Below are 18,136 nucleotides of genomic sequence, written 5' to 3' on the forward strand. Positions count from 1 at the left end.
GGTTTTTATTCTACTTTATTGAGAACCCACTGGTAGTTTGAGTCTTTATGATTTTTGACAATAGAGACTATAGCTTGGTCATTGTTTTTGATTATTTGACTTTTTCTTTCATTTCCTCCTGGTAGAAGGGCATACTTTCCATCTTTTTGATGAATCGAAAATCCTGGTGCTCTTTCTAGGTCTCTGTAGTCTCCTTTAGCTTCGACAAGTACAAACTCTTCGAATAGCACATAGGGCTTGCCAAGATTGGCATCCTGCTCTGGTTTAGTAGGGCCTTTATAGACTTCTAGGTAGAATTTGTCTTTATTCTGGTTTTGGATTAAATAGTAACTTCCAAGTTTAGAACTGTAATCGTAGGAGATTTTCCACTTGAATTGGTCGCTAGTAGGTAGCTTTTTGGATTTCAAAAATTTGACTACTCCATCGACTAAGGCTAGGTATTCTCCACTTTCCCATTGGATAAAGTAAGTGCCGGATTCAATTACCTGTTTGCATTTTGTATTGCTTACTTTGGAGTATGCTCCATCTATTCCAGGTTGAGGGTTGCCATCGGTGCCGATTTTGATATCTGTGTTGTTGCATCCCCAAAAAGTGACATATTCTGTTCCAGGTACTGGGTTGATAATTTTGTTGCTATTGATCGTGATATTGTGTGCGCCGGATGCTGAGATGAAGCGTTCAAGTTTTCCATTGTTTTCAATCACATTGCCAGTGATGTTGATGTCAAAGCAGGTAGCTGTGGCACCGAGGCTCATAACTTGAAAGGCTTTATCTCCTTTGAAAATAAATCTATTGTTGGTGACGTCTATATTATTCGTGAATTCTTCAAGATGGAAAGGTTCTTTTTTAGATAGCTCACAGATCATGATATTGTTAGTGAATATCATATTAGAGCCTTTTGATATACTGAATCTCGTATCAACGAATTTGGAATTGCTGACTACCGTGCCATTGTGATTCCAAGTAGGGGCGTATTCATCATTTCCTGCATCATGACTAAGAGCTGAGCTTTGGCCTCTTTTAGATTTTTCGTCTGGTTCAAAGTAACACCTATCGATGATCAATTTGCCGCGACTGACAGTCGGATACACTCCTTTGGCTACAGACCGATTCAGCCATAGTCCAGAATAGCCATAACTCTTGAAAGATACATGTGAGATTTTACCACTACAGCCATCAGGCATACTAAGAACGACTTTCGCCCAGTGCCTTGCAGTCCAGTTCTTACAGTCAAAAAATACATTTTCGAGGTTCAAAACTGGTTCATGAAATCTTTCTCCTCGTAGACCTGCTTGATCCCATTTGATATTAGAAATGGATACGTTCTTACAGGTCTTAGTAATCTCTATGGGGGAGCCCGTAAACGCTATTGTAGTTTTTATGAGTTTTTTATCTTCATAAGCTCCCATCACTGTTTCATCTGACCCGATTTTGTTTGCTCCGTTGATCGTGAAATCGGCCTTTGCTTTGGCGACGTTTTTTGGTAGGTGAATTGTCCAGCTGCCTTTTTCAAAAGTGATTGTGCCTCCTTCTTTTAGGAGTTTTTTGAATTCTGCAGTGGCTTTGGCATCAGAGTCGTCACTTTTGATCGTGACGTCTATAGCTTGTGTTGTAAAACATAGCGTCCCAAGGAGGATGGTAACTGTGTATTTGAATATGGCTTTGTTCATTGTTTCTGCTTTTCGTCGGAGGGATTTTACAAATATTTCCAAAGGTTATTTTGCCATCATTGCGAGTAGAGGGAAGGAGCAATCTGTATGAAAACGTACTAGGTTATTCTTATAGATCGCTTCTTTCCTTGTGATGAAGGCATATTCAATGCTACTGCTGTTTCAATGCTTCTGTCTGTGCTTTGATTCTTTCTTTTTGGTTTTTATTCAGCTTTTGTTTGTAGTAAAAGTCGATTGGAAACCACTGTCCTGTTTTTTTCATGGCAGGATCATCTACTTCTAGGCTCAAGTCACAGTCAAACCTTGCAAGGATGCTGTGTTGATTAACTCCATATCTACCAGCATTGATGAAGTGACACATACCCCAAGTGATACCTTTTCCAAATTTCGTATCAGTGAATGCGTCTGGAACAAATGGTCCTGTGGCTACTGGTAATAGTTCTACTATAGAGGCTATTTCAAAATTCACCCAATCTTTTGCGTACTGAACTGTAAAGTGTTCATTTCCATCTTTGGCTACCATTGCTGCTACACCTTCTTTGAAAGGAAATAGGGTTACTTCATGTCCGGAATTCAATACTGGATTAAGCGGATGTTTTTCGAATGGACCAAGAGGATCATCAGAGATGGCTAATCCACCACCGACCCATACTGGATTGGGTCTATTAAAGGCAGATTTATAATAGATGTAAATTTTACCATTATGAACCATAGGGTATGGATCATGGATAGCGTATTGATCCCAGCTACCTTCTGGACCATTTTCGATGACTATTTTACCCGCAGGTGTCCAAGGGCCGTCAGGTGATTCCGCCCAAGAAGCTGTCACTGGGCAATAGTCTCCTTTTAGTCCACTGGCTTCCATGAAACCTTGATAGTACAAGTAGTATTTACCTTTGAATTTCAAAATGTCTGTGGTAGTCACTGCTCTCCAGCCTACTTCAGGCTTAGGAGGACGAGGTACTGCGACACCTTGCTCAGTCCAAGTGAAGCCGTCTTCACTCGTGGCATACCAGATTTCTGCTAAATCCCAATCTGTAGAAGGAATGGTATCATTAGCTTCAGCTGCTCTCTTAGCTCCTACAGGGATGACTGGTGTATGACGTTTAGTATACCATACGTAGTACTTACCATTTTCGAAGATCACTTTAGATGGATCTCTACGAGAGATGGTGCCATCGTGACCATTGTAATCAAACCCTTTGAGTTCGGTGTATTTGAATTGAGAATAGAGCTCATTGTTGCGAGGATGAATGTCACTGTAGCTGTTGAAGCTTCGATTCATAGCTGCGCTCAGATTTTCTCTATTCTTTGTTGTTTCTGTGATTGTATAAGGAAAATCACCTTGAGATGCTTGATTTGTCTCAGGGGTTGAATCCTGCTTTGATTGACAAGCGATTGCAATCAAAGCGATCATAGCTAGGAAGCAATTAATTGTAGTTTTCATAGTTACATTTTTAAGAGGTATCGTTGCGATGAGAGAATTACCTTCCTCGCAATGACGACCATTATTTTATTCTTCTACATCATACTTTGTGATCTTCAGTGGGATCTGGATGTTGTATGATTGTCTCACGTTATTTTCATCGTAGATATCAGCAGCACATAGTAAGGCAACAGGCTCACCGTTTTCTATGAATACTTGAGGTCTTTCTAAGTGGTCGAACTTCTGAGATTCTCCATCTTCCCATACCACAGTTTTGTCAGATATTTCGAAGTATTTGGCTCTATCCCAGTTGATCCCGTCCTCTGAGTCGTAGTGTACAAGAGAGAATAGTCTCTTTTTACCTTCAAACTTGATGCGCTTTACAATAGCTCTATATTTCCCGTCTTGGTACCAGATGTACGGATCCTCAGCAGGGAATCTTTCCCCTTCAAACACAAATACTGGATCAGGGTACTTTTTAAATGGACCTGTAGGAGTGTCTCCTATTGCTACCATGTGTACTACAGGACCCCCAGCTGGAAGTTTGAATTGTTTACCGACCGCCTTATAGACAACCAATATTTTTCCGTCTGTCATTTGGCATACAGAAGGATTGGAAGTCATCAGCGCATCATATGAAGTTGAGTCAGGAGAAATATCAATTACAGGCTTGTCCAGTCTAGTCCATGGACCATATGGAGTATCAGCTATTGCTACGCCTATACGCTGATTGTTTCTATGCTGCCAATTGAGTTTTGCTTTTCCAGGTACACTTGGAGTCTCTAAGTTTCCCTTATTTCCCATGTAGTACAGGTAATATTTACCGTCTATCTTCTGCACAGTAGGGTTGTGTGTAGTAGTCGCATCCCAGTAGCTGCTGTCTCTCATTGGTAGAGAAACATCATTGAATTTGAATGGGCCAAACGGTGTTTTCGCTACAGCATGCGCGATCTCAGAGTAGGTGACCCATTCCCATCCTAGGCTTTTTGGCCATCGAGAATAAAACATATGATACAGCCCGTCGTCGCCTTTGGCTAGTGTTCCGCCCCATATGCTCATAGTATCGCTCTCGAAAACTGCCGATCTAGATACTTTACCGAACTCGATTTTGTAGTCCTTTACTATTTCTTTTTCGACATTATCGTTGGCCGTTTTTTTCTGTGCGCAGGAGATGACTAGTATGGCCATAGCTGCTATTAGTAGTTGTCTCATTATCATCTTTTTCATATTATCCCTTTGTTGCTTTTTGGACTGGTGACCAGCTGCTCACTTTGTCTTTGTTAGTTCTTTTAATTTTGAAATAAACATCTCCAGTGAAGTCGAGGTCTGCGACGATCATACCGCGAGCATTGGTCTTGACTGTTTTGTTGAGATTATTCTTTGAATTTCCATACTTGACTTCGTAAGTCATATCCCCAATTTCACCAGTGATACCAATGATTAGCTTGCTGTCGCGGATCATAGTCTTCCATACGAATGGAGGTAGAATCGTGCCTTTAGGACTTAGGACATGTTCTGTAGAGCCTTCACTAATTCCTGCTGGATTCATGGCAAATAGCTGTACAGAGTATGCGTTGTTCGATAAGCTATCCAAATCAAGGTATGGGTTGATGGTTTTAATACTTTCAGATTTGTTATTTGCTTTATCAGTATAAGTTACGAAGTATTCAGATGCATCGAAAGTAGGTGTGAAGTAGATTCTGGCTCCTTGCTCACTTTCAATTACGTTTGTAATTATCGGTTTTGAAGGTGTATCAAAGTGAATCACTTCTTCATATCTACTGTACCCGTTTGGACTCATTAGATTGATGTGGAAGCTGAAGGCATCTTTCGGAGCATCCCAACTAATTTCTCCAGACCATAATTCGTCCATAGGACTTAATGTAGGAAGCTCTTTAGTGAAGGATTTTACGGTTTTTCCACTTCTGTCTTTAAACTCATAGTCTAGTGAGTAGTCTCGCATAGTGTAGCATGGATAGTCAGTAGGGCCTTTGATGTCTATGGTTACTGTACCTTTGCCAGATGCTGCATCAAATTCGCTGATTGTTATACCGTTGACAGGACTGTTTTCTTTGCTGATTCTATCGAAGAATCTTCTTTTCTGCCTCCAAACATCGACAAGTCCCCACGTTCTGTTTTCTTCTTCAGTAGATCCAGCATAACCACTTTTATAATCATTGTATGTCCAAAGTGAAGCACCGACGATGAACGTGTTTTTGAATCGAATTTCTTTGTTCCATACGCTGACGTTCTTAAGGTCTTCGTCGAGTGAAGTAGTAGGATGTCTACCTACACCATATTCTGATATGAAAATAGGTTTGTCATTCCATTTGCTTCTTAGTTCTTGAAATACTGTATTAGCAGGTCCTTGGAAGCCGTAGTGGTTGTGCATGATGATGTCCACAAATGTATTCGGGTCATTTTCTGGAGTCTGTGTTTTTCTCCACCCAGAGTTACTCACGCATGTCACGAGTCTCTTATCATCAAGAGAATCTTTCAGGTACTTGATGATGTCTCTACCGTATTCGTAGTGATCTGCTAGTTCGTTGCCGACACTCCATCCGATGATGCTTGCATGATTGACATCACGCTCAATCATCTCACGTAGCCACTGTCTGACGAGTGGATAACCTGGTGCCGTGAATTCAGGGTTGCTTAAGTGACGGACGTTTACTTCTTCGAATAATAGAATACCCTTCTCATCGCATCGGTCTATTAGTTTTTCATTTTGGGTGCCGTGCATGATACGCATGAAGTTGGCACCTGATTCTTTCATTTGGTCTACATCTAAGTTGATGATTTCTTGTGGTTCTGAGCTACCCCAGTATCTGTGGTCACTGACTCTGTTGAACCCAGCTAATCTTACTGCTTCCCCGTTGAGGAAGAACTGAGAGTCTGAGACTTCTACTTTTCTGATGCCGAATCTATCGCTCTGAACGTGTACTACTTTGCCTTTTTCGGTAATGGAAGAACTGATTTGATAAAGCTCTGGCGTATCAAAATGCCATAGTTTCACTTGTTCTTTGGTCAGGGAAGTAGTGGTTTCAAATTCGAAAGTCGAGTTAGCTGCTACCTTAATTGACTTTTCCATTTGAGCCAACTCAGAATCTTTTGAAATCGATGATTTGAAGCTCAACTTGCGAGTCTTGCCTGATTTGTTTTCTACTCTTACTTTGAGATTTATGTCTGCAGTTCCAGTAGTCAGGTTAGGGTCAGCATGGATGTATTGGTAAGATATTCTTACATCATTGTTTTTGACCAATTCTACATCTCTGATAATTCCTCCCCAGTTCCAAGTAGCTCCTACGATGAAGTTGTTGTCAACCTGTACAGCGATGATGTTATCACCATCAAAGTTTAAGAAGTCTGTAACATCAAATTCGAAAGGAGTTAAACCACCTCTATGGCTTCCTACTTTTTGACCATTGACGAAAATATTGGCTAGGTGATATACTGCTCCGAATTTCAAACGAACTCTTTCAAAGTCATTCTTTTTCCAATCCGATGGAAGCTTTACATGTTTTCTGTACCAAGCAATACCTGAATAGTTAGAGTATTCGTTGATCATTCCCCAGTGACCAGGCACTTTGAGATCTAGCCAATCAGATGCATTGACGTTTACTTCATGAGCTTTGCTACTTTGTACTTTTGACTCTTCAAATTTTTTGCTGTCCAATGGTCTGAACATGATTCCGTCGGCTACTACTACGCTTTTAGCAACAGATGTGATTTCCACATATTCTTGATCTGACCCTGTAAACTCATGAACCCCTAGACTTGCCCATACACCACATTGTGTTCTACCACTTAGGTAGTCAGTACTGACACCGTTTTTATGCTTGATGTTGTATTGGATGTTTTGGTTGGCACCGAATGGATGGAAAGCATATACTTCGTAATAGCCTGCTTTTTTCAAACTAGGGAAATACTTCAAGTTGCTTTTATCTCCCGGTTTGAAGAAGTGCTTTTTATAATCTTTACCCCACATCAGAGTCTCTCTCTCTGGTTCTGTGCTTGTTTGCCAGTTTCCCTCAGTTTTGACTCTGTCGTCATCATTGTCAATGATGATGTCTGTCTCGGTAGGGACTATATCTCTATAGTTTGATCCCTCACCTGCAAAAGCTTTGAATTTCCATGTTCCATTGAGGGAGAAAACGCTCTCCCCTGTATCTTCAGCCGATGCTGAATATGTTATGGTACATAGCAGTACCAGTATTGTTAAAAGTGTTTTTTTAGTAGTATCAATCATCGCTAAATATTATTTCATCTTATTTCTTTTTGATATTGTAGATCTGGTTGATCTGCATGTATGCCTTTTTAGGGTTTCTGTTTTCATCCACTACTCCCCACTCTCTGAATCCAGAAGCCGGTGTGTTTTTGTAGTTGCTTCTGTAGTCATTATATGACCAAAGTGAAGAACCGACGACGTAGTCAAGCTTATTGAGACCTTGAAGCTGATTGACCAATTCATCAGACAATGCACCTTGAGGAGCAGGGCCGATTTGTTTTTTGCCGATCTCACTCACGAATATTGGCTTGCCAGGAAAGTTCTCATGAGTAGCTTTCGCACATTTTACCCCATCACTGTAACTGTTGATACACAGCAGGTCCAATTTTTCAAATGGTTCATTGGTGATGTCAACATTTTTCTTGTAAGAAGTCAAGCTGACATAGGTTTTAAGCCTTGTGGTGTCTAGCTCGTCGATGTAGTCCAACATAGAATTGATGTACTCAAATTGGTCTTTGGTTAGTGTTTTCTCAGACCATTTACCTTCAGGGTTTCTTAATTCATTTCCTACACTCCAACCTACCACTGAGGCGTGATTGTAGTCACGATTGATCATTTCCTTCATCCACTTTTTTGTCAATGGATTGTCTTTGAATGTTTGAGGGTCATCGTCACCCCATACTGGTATTTCTTCGATGATCAAGTAGCCAACGCTGTCGCAGAAGTCAAGAATATTTTCTGACAATGGAGCATGCATCATTCTCGAAAATCTACCTCCTAAAGCCATCATGTCTAGGATGTCTTGTTGGATTAGGTGATCAGGTTCAGTATTTCCGTATGCAGGGTGGTCGTGGACGCGGTTGAAACCATTCATATAAACCACTTCATTGTTGAGTAATAGGCGCTCACCTTTAGCTTCAAGCTTTCTTATTCCAAATTTGTCTGATGAATCATCTACTGCGCTGCTATTGGATGTCAGCTTAGTGTTCAATTCATATAAGGTAGGAGTGTCAAAGTGCCATAGGTCAAAATCCTTTATAGGCTTAGAGATAGTTGTGGAGACTATTTTTTCACTATTAGCAGGAATATTGTCTGATAATGACTCAAAGCTGAATACACTTTTATTGTTATGCTCAATAATGCTATTCAGAGCAATTGCTTTGCTCTTTTTTGAATTGTTTTTGACTTTGATTCTAAGTGCGAAGTCGACTACTTCTTTGTCAAAATCAGGTATAGCCTCGATGTGTTGATATACGATCCTAAGGTCTTCATTGGTAATCAAATTAACATCTCTGCTGATGCCTCCCCAAGGCCACCATGCACCTCGATGATAAGTGTTGTCAGCCATGACAATGACGGTATTTTCCTTTTTGTTTTTACCAGTGATATTAAATTCAAAAGGAGTGTAGCCGCCTACATGTTGTCCTAGTAATTCTCCGTTGAGCCAAACCTTAGCTGTTTGAAATACGGCATCGAATTTCAACCTGATTTGTTTGTTTTTCCATGTTTTAGGAACATTGAAAGTACGTTTGTAGTAACCCTTGCCTACATAGGTAGAGTAGCGTTCACGAGTGTCCCAGTTGCTAGGTACATTGAGCGTATCCCACTTGATGCTAGAAGATAAGATTTGAGCTTCTGTCGTTTCATTGTCTGCGTAAAACTCCCATGTTCCATTTAGAGATATGACTTCCTTACTTTGAGCTAAAAGAGGAAGGTTCATGGTTAGTAAGAATGCTAGGAATAGGAGGCATATGTTTTTGACTAGCATAGACTCATTTGAGTCTTTCGAAATACTCCCTTGTGCTCCTTTTGAAAAAGGGGCTGTGTACGTTGATGCCTTCTGAAGATAATTCATTTTCATAGTCTTAGTCATTCCAGTGTTTTTCAATTACAGCTTGTAAGTGAGGGTAATTGGTATCTTCTTCGTTTAGTTCGGCTCTTTTGGCTTTCAATTCAGACTTCATCTTTTGGATGATGTCAGCGTACTTAGGGTTTGCATATTCGTTTTGCATTTCCTCAGGATCACGCTGTAGATCATAGAACTCCCATGCTGGAGGAGTATCAAAGTCATATCGTCCCCATTTGTCCGATGGAGTGTCTAATTTGTAGTAGCGACCATAGAACAAAATGAGCTTGTAACGGTCGTTTCGGATGCCGAAGTGTGCTGGGTTGGCATGACGGCTACCCATGTGCATCCAGTATCTATAGTATGTTGATTGTTGCCAGTCATCAGGTGTTTCTCCTTTGGCCAATTGGCTTTTAAAGCTGTTTCCTTGCATGTAATCTGGAACCACTCCTCCAGCTACTTCTATGAGTGTCGGCGCAAAGTCGGTATTGTTGATGATAGCATCTGAACGTAGTCCTTTAGCAAAACCTTTTGGATAGTGGACAATGAATGGCATACGCATAGATTCTTCATACATCCATCTTTTGTCGATGTAGTCATGTTCACCAAGCATGAAGCCTTGGTCAGCTGTATAAACAATAATGGTGTTTTCGTATAGTCCTTCTTTTTTGAGGTAGTCGATCAGTCGTTTGACATTGTCGTCAACACCTTTGACACAGCGGAGGTAGCGCTTAAGGTACTCTTGATACGCCTTGTGTTTGTGGTTAGGGTCTGTTGGGTCAAGCCCTAACGTTCTTCCCATTCCTCGGATTGTATTTCTATTGCCCACAGAGGAACCTATGTCATGAATCAACTCATCGTTTTTTCCTCGAGTAGCTATAGATCCATTGTTACCATTGTGGTACATGCTGGCAGGTTCTGGGATGTAAGTATCCGCTAGGTAGTCTTTGTATCTAGGCGCAAATTCGAAATTGTCATGAGGAGCTTTGAAATGATGCATCAATAGGAAAGGTTTAGACTTGTCTCTTTTTTTATCTAGCCATTCGATAGATAGGTCAGTGATGACGTCTGATGAATGCCCTTTGTATTTGTTGACTTTGACTTCGTGTTTACCATATTTACCGAAGTTGACTTTAGTGAGTTCTTTTCCGTCTCTTGAGTGGAATATTGGGTCAAAGTATTTTCCTTGAAGCGGTAGGACTTCATAGTGATCAAATGACTCTGGTGCTACTTTGAGGTGCCACTTGCCGATGACAGCTGTTTCATAGCCTAGCTTTTTCATTTCTTGAGGTAGGTGTTGCTTCTCCACAGGCAGCCACTGGTGGAGGTCTAATACGCCGTTGGTCTGTGGGTATTGTCCTGACAGGATACTGGCACGGCTCGGAGTACAGATGGCATTGTTACAATAGACCTTGTCAAATATGATACCTTCTTTGCCCAACTGATCGAGGGTAGGGGTAGGATTCAATGGAGCCAATCGACTTCCATATATACCAAATGCCTGAGTCGTATGGTCGTCAGACATAATGTACAGTATATTCGGAGTCTTCTTCTTCGCAATGGAAGTAGAAAGAGCTCCGAGTAAGATCACCGTTACTATTACTATTTTTCTTATCATCTTATCAATATTCAATGGCTAGGTCACTAGTTAATATCTGTCAAGTTGGTAGTGAAACATCAGCCAATACCTGTCAGATCATTACTTGTTTTCGGGGTAACATTGGCACTTTTTGAAAAGGACCGCCGGCTGCTACCGACGATCCATAGAGCTTAATTACTTACATACAACTTCAAACAAAGAAGCAGGTACATCCGAATTTGGATGAGCGACCTCTATGCTGATACCTTTGGTTTTATAACCTGACTCAAGGGTCAGTGTGTTGATGGTCTGGTAATTGTCCTTGATGTCGAACAGTACTTTTCCATCCAAATCCTTAATCACATAATCTCTCACGCAGAATGGCACTACATCTTCTGGGTGTCCCATGAGCGTAGATTCCATAGCGTGGTCATAGTCTGAATCCATGAATAGCTTGATCTCAGATAATGATTTTTCTTCACTCCATTCGATGGTCAATGAAGGGTTGCTATCACTTAGCTCCGAAGCCCAGGCATTGGCCTCACCCCAAGGTCTTACGTATCCATTACCGATGTTTGCAGAATCGAATGACTCTATCGCAGGGCTGATTTCCATAGCGATATTGTGACCCGCAGGACGTCGTGCAGGTATCCAGAATTCGAATGCATCAACACCGATACCTTCCGGTGGTCGTTGCGCTCCATCGTTAGATACAGCTTTGTTCACTCCATTGAACACCGATAGCACGCCTGAATATCTTTTCTTACTTTGTAGAATACTGACTTTGTCATTTGACATGAAGGTCACGAATCCATACTGCTCCCCAGGGAGCCCTTTTGAGAATGAAACTTCAATGTCTTGCTCACCAGCTTTCAGATCAATAGTCTGTGATTCTAGAATAACTTCAGGAGCGTAGTTCTTAGACTTCTCAGAAGTCCTTAAATGTACTTCAAGTGCTGTGGCTTCGTCTGCTTTGACTTTGACCTTGACTTTGTATTGTGTGTCAGCCTTGAGCGGTAATAATTGTGCTGCTGAAGTAGATAAGTTCAACCACTCACCGTCAAAAGGAATCTCGCTTAGTTGTAGTGTAGACGAAGCAGAGACTTTAGCTTGAGTAACTAAGTTACTGTCTGCCTCAATCTTAATATTTGGAATACTCTGCCCCGCTAGGTTTAGCTCATTCTGCAACTCTTTGAGTTTAGCACCAGAAATCAAGTCAGCAGGTTTGTCACTATTCGCAGCACAAAGTGCCGCTGCCATCCCTACTGCCATACCACCAGTACCAGCAGTCGCCATTACTCTAGTAGAACCAAACGCCACGTGGGTAGCACTAATAATTCTTCCGCCAAGGAAAAGGTTATCAATATCCTTGCTCACATACGCTCTGTATGGGATTTGATAGATACCTTTTGAGTGCCACTGAGTACATCCTGATAGCTCACTGTAGACACCGTCAGCAGGGTGTAGATCTACAGCCCATCCTCCATGTGCTACCGCATCCTCGAACTCTCTTTGTTCGATAAGGTCCTGCTGCTTCATCATGTAGTGACCTTCGAACCTGCGGCTTTCTCTCTTACCAGGAATAGTAGCCACCCATTCTAATGTCAAATCATCTACATCTTCGAATTCTCCAGAGTTCTTGATGTGATCCCACACCCCATAGATTACTTTCCATAGTTCGTATTTGATTTCTTCAGAGTCGTGGATAGTGTCTCTACGTCCTCCGTATTCAAACCACCAAAATCTACATCCCATGTCAGTTTTGCTGATCAGCTTGTAGCGTGGTATCTCCGTGATGTCTTGCAACGCATATGACGGAGGAATGTACTTAACAGGCTCTCCAGCGCTTTTGCTATAGAAGTACATAGAGTGTCCTAGTAATTCTCCATATCCTTTGTCCGGAGCGAATAATTCACCAAACTCTTCTTTGGTCTCGGCTCCCATTCTGAAGCTCGCTCCAGCTTGGAAGGCTACTATACCATCACCAGAGGCATCGAGGAACAATGGTGCTGCGATGATGTATTTAGTAGAGTTTTGTGTGTTGAACGCGGTTACTGATTTAATAGTCTTTTCACCGGCCTTAGTGACTTCATACACGCCAGTATTGAGTAGGAGAGTGATGTTTTCTTCCTGTAGTACCTTGTCTAGGAGGATGGTGTCGAATATGACAGCGTTACCTTCCTTGTTTTTGTACATATTTTCAACAAGGATTTCATCCATCACACCACCTTCACGAGACCAGCGGTTGTTGTTGCCCATGTGTGAAGTAGCTCCAAGTATCCAAAGTCTTACTTCAGAAGAGGCATTTCCACCCAATACAGGTCTGTCCTGTACGAGTATTGTTTTGGTTCCTTTTCGTGCTGCGGTGACCGCTGCACAGACACCTGCTACGCCACCTCCGATCACTACGAAGTCCGCATCGAGTTCTTTGGTGGTGTTTTGTCTAGTTTCTTGACTATATGCTTGTTGTATCATTTTCTTGCTAAAATTTCTCGCTTCTAAGTCTGTCTTGTTGAGCGTTGGTTTTATTTGACCTTTCCTTCTCGCTCATCTAGATGTTTTTTTAAATACCCCCAGCTACTTTCGCAGCCGAGGGGTATTCTGACTATTACTATACTTATTACTGTCTTAAATTCTTAAATATTAAAATCGCTCCGAGTAGTGTTACCACTGCTCCTGTGACGGCTACTAGTGTGAAGCCATTTTCGGCCATGAATGAGAGTCCAAAAATCAAGAGTCCCGTCACTCCAATGCCTGTACCTATTACTCGTACACCTCTTTTATTGCCTTCTTCATCAGCGTCTTCCTCTTCACTTTCTTCAGGTTCAGCTTTTCTGTTACTGATATAGTTGTCATAGTCTTCGGTACTACCTTGACTAGCTCTAGCATATACTTCGTAGGCTGCCAATAGTACTATAGGTAGACCTACTCCGAATATCATTTCCCATGCTCTGTCTAGTTTGAAGTCCATTAAAGACGGCATGATGAATTTCATAAAGCCATTGATCGTCAGAGAGACTATAGTGACTATCAAAGTAGAAATTCCAGTCTGATACTTGGAGAATAGTGTCCAGATCGGAGGGAGAAACATAGCTCCACCTGTGACAGCGGCTAGTCCCATGACTACTGATACTATTCCTCCCATCAATGGTACTAGCAGTGCAACGAGAATGGTGATCAATCCTAGAATGATAGTTGCTATTCTTCCGACCTTGACTAGTTTCTCATCAGGGGTCTCTGGGAAGAAATGTTTGTATAGGTCATTTGATAATACGCTGGCAGAGATATTCAGTGTGGTGTTTACAGAACTGGATGTGGCGAAGATCATACCACCTAGCATCAGTCCAAGCATTCCCACTGGTAGTACTTCTTTACACATCAGTAGATAAGCTCCTTCATCAGCGAGCCCGTCTAGTTCTGGGTTTAGCACTCTATAGATCATCGGTGGTAGCATCCACACTAATGGACTTACTACATACAATGCACTGAATAGCCAACCTACTTTCTTAGCGTCTTTTGGTGCTTTTACACTGGTATATCGCTGCACATATGCCCAGTTACCAGCGATAAAAAATAAGTTGTAAAGTCCAAAAGCGATCATGAAACTAGGTGTGTACTCTTCGTTGAAAAAGTTGAAGAAGTTCTCTGGCGCTTGTGAGATGAAATTGTCAATGCCACCGATTTTGTCAAATGAAAGAGGTACTACGATCAGTACAGCTGCTGTCAATACTACGAACTGCAATACGTCTGTCACGATTACCGCCCAAAGTCCGCCTACTGCTGTGTAGATTAGGATCAAGACTCCTAAGAAGACTATACTTCCGGCGATAGGAATACCTGTAGAGACCTCAACAATCTTGGCAACTGGATACAAAAAAGCTCCAGTGGTGAACATTGAGATTCCTAAGAATAAATAGGTGTAGACTTTTTGAGTGTTGTGGCCTAGTCTTTTAGTGATGTAGTCGGCTGCAGTGATGGATTTGGTTTTTTGCCAAGCTGGGGCGAATGTGAAGGCGATGATTAACCCTGCTATACACATGGTCCATTGAATAGCGATGGCTACCCAACCACTGCTATAGGCGATCGATCCCCATACTACGAACGTTCCTGCAGAGAAGAAACTCATAAAGAGAGAGAGTCCACTCATCCACCACGGTAGCGCTCCACCTGCAGCAAAGAAGGACTTTACGTTTTTGCCCGATCCGGAGAAACTAATCCCGCAGAGAAATACAACGAGCGTAAAAGCTAATATGACAGCAATGTCGATGTTGTTCATAATTCTTATCTAATTCATATAGTTTGAAAGCTCCATATCAGTAGTTAGTAGACTCGAAATGAGAGCTTCGTCTATTATAAATTTAGGAATAAGAATTCCACTCGAAGCGTTAATTCTGTTCTTTGCGAGTTCAAATGCGTGAACAGGCTAACTTGTTGATTTAAAATGTTTTTACTGTGAGTTAAAATAGGGGTATGCATAGTGTGAACAAGCTGTTCATTTGAAAATTGACCGTAAGAGTGAGGTAATCTTTCTGGACTATGCTGTAAAGTGTTAAAACTTCCAGTAGGTTTGGTAAGGGGCTGAGGTTGTATTGGAATCTGTTCATAGATTCTTAAGTACAATAGAGAAAATCGACATTCTCTAAATGCCGATTTACGAGTTTTTTTCTTCTTTCAATGCTCGTATTTCATTGGTTAGTTCATCCACCTTGGTTAGTAATTCTCTCATTACAGGGTTCGAAGTAGAAGCGTTTCGAAGTTCTTCTTCTCGAAGACCTAAAACGGTATCAATCCTTCCAACAATTAGTGATAAAACCATAAATACAAGAAACAATATTGGAGTCGAGATAATGAGGTTGTTAAATATTAGTTCACCAAAATATGTCTCTTTATATGCTTCTAGAAGTACAAAAAGAAGCATTAGAAATTGTGCATATCCTATGTACATTCTTGCCCTGTCAATGTAGACTTTCCATCGAATGAGCGTTTGTTTATTCGCTTTAATCTTAGCCATGAATAGAATTGTTTGAGGTTAGCTTAATGTTACTCATAGTACTGTTTACAGAAAAATATTAGTTCCTAGTCATTATTGAGAAATAGCTAGAATAGTTATGCTCTTAATTTATTAATCGCATAAAAATTAACATCGCATATTACTTTCCAATAGATGGAAATTCAACTTGTTCGCACTATAGTTTTTAATAGCCCTTAAATTATACAAGTCTTAAGCCCCCTACCAACATAGGGTATTATAAGGCATTGCTTTTAGTACCTCCAGACGGTTGGGATTACTCTAAATAAGTCAAATATTCAGCTCCGCAGCGGAGCGACCAATTGTTCAGCGTAAAAATGTTCCTCCGTGGCGGAGCAACGTTTTGTTTGGCGTAAAAACCTTCCTCCGCAGCGGAGCACACTTTTGTCAAGCGTAAAAAGCTTCCTCCGGAGCGGAGCGAGCTTTTGTCACCAGTAAAAACCTTCCTCCGCCGCGGAGGAAGCTAAAAAAGGGATTACCGTAGGATCACTGGACCGTTGATAAGTTCTTTCTTTCCTGAGTCTTGAGTGATCATGACTCGTATTTGTATAGATGCGTTATAGTTACCATGAAACCTTGATGGAAGTGTAAGAACCGTCTTTTGGTAAGGGGCCAATGAGTCAATGCTGCTTTTGGCTATTGGTTTCCATTGTTGACCTGATAGGTATTCTATTGATAGGGGCGTCTTGGGAGAAGTGACCTGTCCGAAGTTTTGAACCTCTAGTTTTACAATAGAGTTGTGCTTACTAATTCCAGAGATCTCTGGATGGAGACATGAGATCATTGGTTCTATGTACTTCACACCGGGGAGCTTGGAGTAGCCAAATAGCATTTTGCCTTTCTTGGTCTTACCTAGTAGTTTGGCGGCAAAGTGAGTGTCGTTTAAACCATTTCCTATTCCATCAAATATCAATATGATGTCTTTACCGGTTTTCTGTGTTTTGATCAGTTTACTACCTCTTCCGTAGTTAACCTCGTCTGACGATCCAAATCTGAGAGATTTTAGGTCAAAGTCTCTATGTGGGTCGAAGTCTACTTCTGACTTGACCAATACCTTGATTTGTTTGGTGTCTTTGGTGATGGGTTCGTCATTGAGGATGGAGAGTAGGCGACCTTTGATCAAGGGGATTCCTATGTTCTTTGAGCTATGGTGATCGTTTCCTTTGTCTTGTCTCTTGATGGTGTCACATACTGCAAAATTGGCTTGATAGGCTCTACCATATTCGTCCTGAAGTATCTTGATGCGCTCGTATTTATACCAGTCTACTTTAGTGCCATCTTCATAGGTAGCGATGCCGGGGGTATATGCCTCACCTGGTTCGAGTTTCCATTCTAAACCATCTTTGGATCGGAGGTAGTAGGCGATTCTACCAAGCCAGTCATTGACGATCATGTGGTACTGGATATTAGTTCGCCAGACTACCGGGTCTTCGTATTTGCCTTCGAATGGAGGGTAGGCACTTTTAGACGTGATTTGGTAGTAAGGAGGGAGACCCGTCTGACTGATCCATACACCACCACCTCTACAAATCATTAACTGAGAACCATCCTCTCTTTGTGCAAATGTAAGGTTGGACATATGTTCTTGAATCGGGCGTTGGCGAGCGTCGAACGATGGTGTTTTTTGTTGCCAAGGTCCCCATAGGCTTGGAGAGGTGTAATAGGCTTTGTTGACGAATACGGCATAGCCATCATTTTTCAGTTTGATGATTTCGGGGTTGTGACCTTTGCCGATAATGTCTTTGACCGTAAATGGCCCAAGTGGATGTGAGGCTGTGGCGTGTATCACTTCAGATCGAGGCCATTCCATGTGGCCTTTGGGAGAGTCTTCTAGCCACCTACAGACGTATTGATGATATAGACCAGTACTGTCTTGAGTGATATTTCCTCCCCAGTAAGACCACGTACTGTCTTCGATGCCGTTTTGTATGCTGCGCGGAATAACTTCTTCGGCTCCCCAGGTTTTGTCAGTTAATAGACCCATTAAGTGTATTGGTTGAAATCTATCAATGAATCGAGCACCTTCTACGACCCCGTTCCAGTTTTCGGGTAGGGGTCTTTTGACATCTTGAGACAGGGTATGGTGTGACAAACAAATTAATAGTGTGAATAGGCTGAGTGCGACAGAGGCGATGAGGACTGATCTATGGTTGTTCATGAAGGTTTTCTAGTACTTATTCTATTTGTCAAATATATAGGTAGTATGGGTAGGGTTGGCTCTCTGTGCTATGATAGTAATCGAGATGAAGATATGACTTCTATATTCGTACCATAATGCCCCCCTTGTATAATATGTGTATAGTAACAAAAGCGGCATTCTCTATAATGGTCATGTACGTATTTTGTCTTCTGTAATAT

General features: G+C 41.5%; 10 protein-coding genes. All 10 read right to left on the minus strand.

Annotated features, from left to right (window positions below):
• Positions 1–5: 5 nt before the first annotated feature.
• Positions 6–1,670 (minus strand): right-handed parallel beta-helix repeat-containing protein, encoded by a 1,665-nt coding sequence (locus DKG80_RS08535; protein ID WP_109830915.1) that lies wholly within the window; start codon positions 1,668–1,670, stop codon positions 6–8.
• 151 nt (positions 1,671–1,821) lie between these two features.
• Entirely contained in the window at positions 1,822–3,117 is a 1,296-nt protein-coding gene (locus DKG80_RS08540; protein WP_221409085.1) for a glycoside hydrolase family 117 protein, read from the minus strand.
• 66 nt (positions 3,118–3,183) lie between these two features.
• The gene (locus DKG80_RS08545) at positions 3,184–4,308 is read right to left on the minus strand and encodes a glycoside hydrolase family protein (RefSeq protein ID WP_221409086.1); all 1,125 of its coding nucleotides are present in this window, start codon (positions 4,306–4,308) and stop codon (positions 3,184–3,186) included.
• Positions 4,309–4,324: 16 nt separating this feature from the next.
• Positions 4,325–7,345, minus strand: a complete 3,021-nt coding sequence (locus tag DKG80_RS08550) for a glycoside hydrolase family 2 TIM barrel-domain containing protein (RefSeq protein ID WP_109830918.1) — start codon at positions 7,343–7,345, stop codon at positions 4,325–4,327.
• 19 nt (positions 7,346–7,364) lie between these two features.
• On the minus strand, positions 7,365–9,197 hold the full coding sequence (locus DKG80_RS08555) for a glycoside hydrolase family 2 protein (RefSeq protein WP_221409087.1): 1,833 nt from the start codon (positions 9,195–9,197) through the stop codon (positions 7,365–7,367).
• On the minus strand, positions 9,190–10,788 hold the full coding sequence (locus DKG80_RS08560; RefSeq protein ID WP_109830919.1) for a sulfatase family protein: 1,599 nt from the start codon (positions 10,786–10,788) through the stop codon (positions 9,190–9,192). The genes DKG80_RS08555 and DKG80_RS08560 overlap by 8 nt, the downstream gene beginning before the upstream one ends.
• A gap of 156 nt (positions 10,789–10,944) precedes the next feature.
• Positions 10,945–13,224, minus strand: a complete 2,280-nt coding sequence (locus DKG80_RS08565) for an FAD-dependent oxidoreductase (RefSeq protein WP_109830920.1) — start codon at positions 13,222–13,224, stop codon at positions 10,945–10,947.
• Between the two features lie 145 nt (positions 13,225–13,369).
• Positions 13,370–15,025, minus strand: coding sequence for a sodium:solute symporter family protein (locus tag DKG80_RS08570; RefSeq protein ID WP_109830921.1), 1,656 nt, complete (start codon positions 15,023–15,025; stop codon positions 13,370–13,372).
• A 375-nt stretch (positions 15,026–15,400) separates the two neighbouring features.
• On the minus strand, positions 15,401–15,760 hold the full coding sequence (locus DKG80_RS08575; protein WP_109830922.1) for a hypothetical protein: 360 nt from the start codon (positions 15,758–15,760) through the stop codon (positions 15,401–15,403).
• 493 nt (positions 15,761–16,253) lie between these two features.
• Positions 16,254–17,762, minus strand: a complete 1,509-nt coding sequence (locus tag DKG80_RS08580) for a glycoside hydrolase family protein (RefSeq protein ID WP_109830923.1) — start codon at positions 17,760–17,762, stop codon at positions 16,254–16,256.
• Positions 17,763–18,136: the final 374 nt, after the last annotated feature.

The organism is Reichenbachiella versicolor, from assembly GCF_003171675.1.
In the GTDB taxonomy this organism is placed as follows: Bacteria; Bacteroidota; Bacteroidia; order Cytophagales; family Cyclobacteriaceae; genus Reichenbachiella; species Reichenbachiella versicolor.

Excerpts from the sequence above, each read along its gene's own strand:
- DKG80_RS08535 (WP_109830915.1), bottom strand. The coding sequence starts at position 1,670 with ATGAACAAAGCCATATTCAAATACACAGTTACCATCCTCCTTGGGACG.
- DKG80_RS08580 (WP_109830923.1), bottom strand. The coding sequence starts at position 17,762 with ATGGGTCTATTAACTGACAAAACCTGGGGAGCCGAAGAAGTTATTCCG.
- DKG80_RS08540 (WP_221409085.1), bottom strand. The coding sequence starts at position 3,117 with ATGAAAACTACAATTAATTGCTTCCTAGCTATGATCGCTTTGATTGCA.
- DKG80_RS08545 (WP_221409086.1), bottom strand. The coding sequence starts at position 4,308 with ATGAGACAACTACTAATAGCAGCTATGGCCATACTAGTCATCTCCTGC.
- DKG80_RS08555 (WP_221409087.1), bottom strand. The coding sequence starts at position 9,197 with ATGACTAAGACTATGAAAATGAATTATCTTCAGAAGGCATCAACGTAC.
- DKG80_RS08560 (WP_109830919.1), bottom strand. The coding sequence starts at position 10,788 with ATGATAAGAAAAATAGTAATAGTAACGGTGATCTTACTCGGAGCTCTT.
- DKG80_RS08575 (WP_109830922.1), bottom strand. The coding sequence starts at position 15,760 with ATGGCTAAGATTAAAGCGAATAAACAAACGCTCATTCGATGGAAAGTC.
- DKG80_RS08570 (WP_109830921.1), bottom strand. The coding sequence starts at position 15,025 with ATGAACAACATCGACATTGCTGTCATATTAGCTTTTACGCTCGTTGTA.
- DKG80_RS08565 (WP_109830920.1), bottom strand. The coding sequence starts at position 13,224 with ATGATACAACAAGCATATAGTCAAGAAACTAGACAAAACACCACCAAA.
- DKG80_RS08550 (WP_109830918.1), bottom strand. The coding sequence starts at position 7,345 with ATGATTGATACTACTAAAAAAACACTTTTAACAATACTGGTACTGCTA.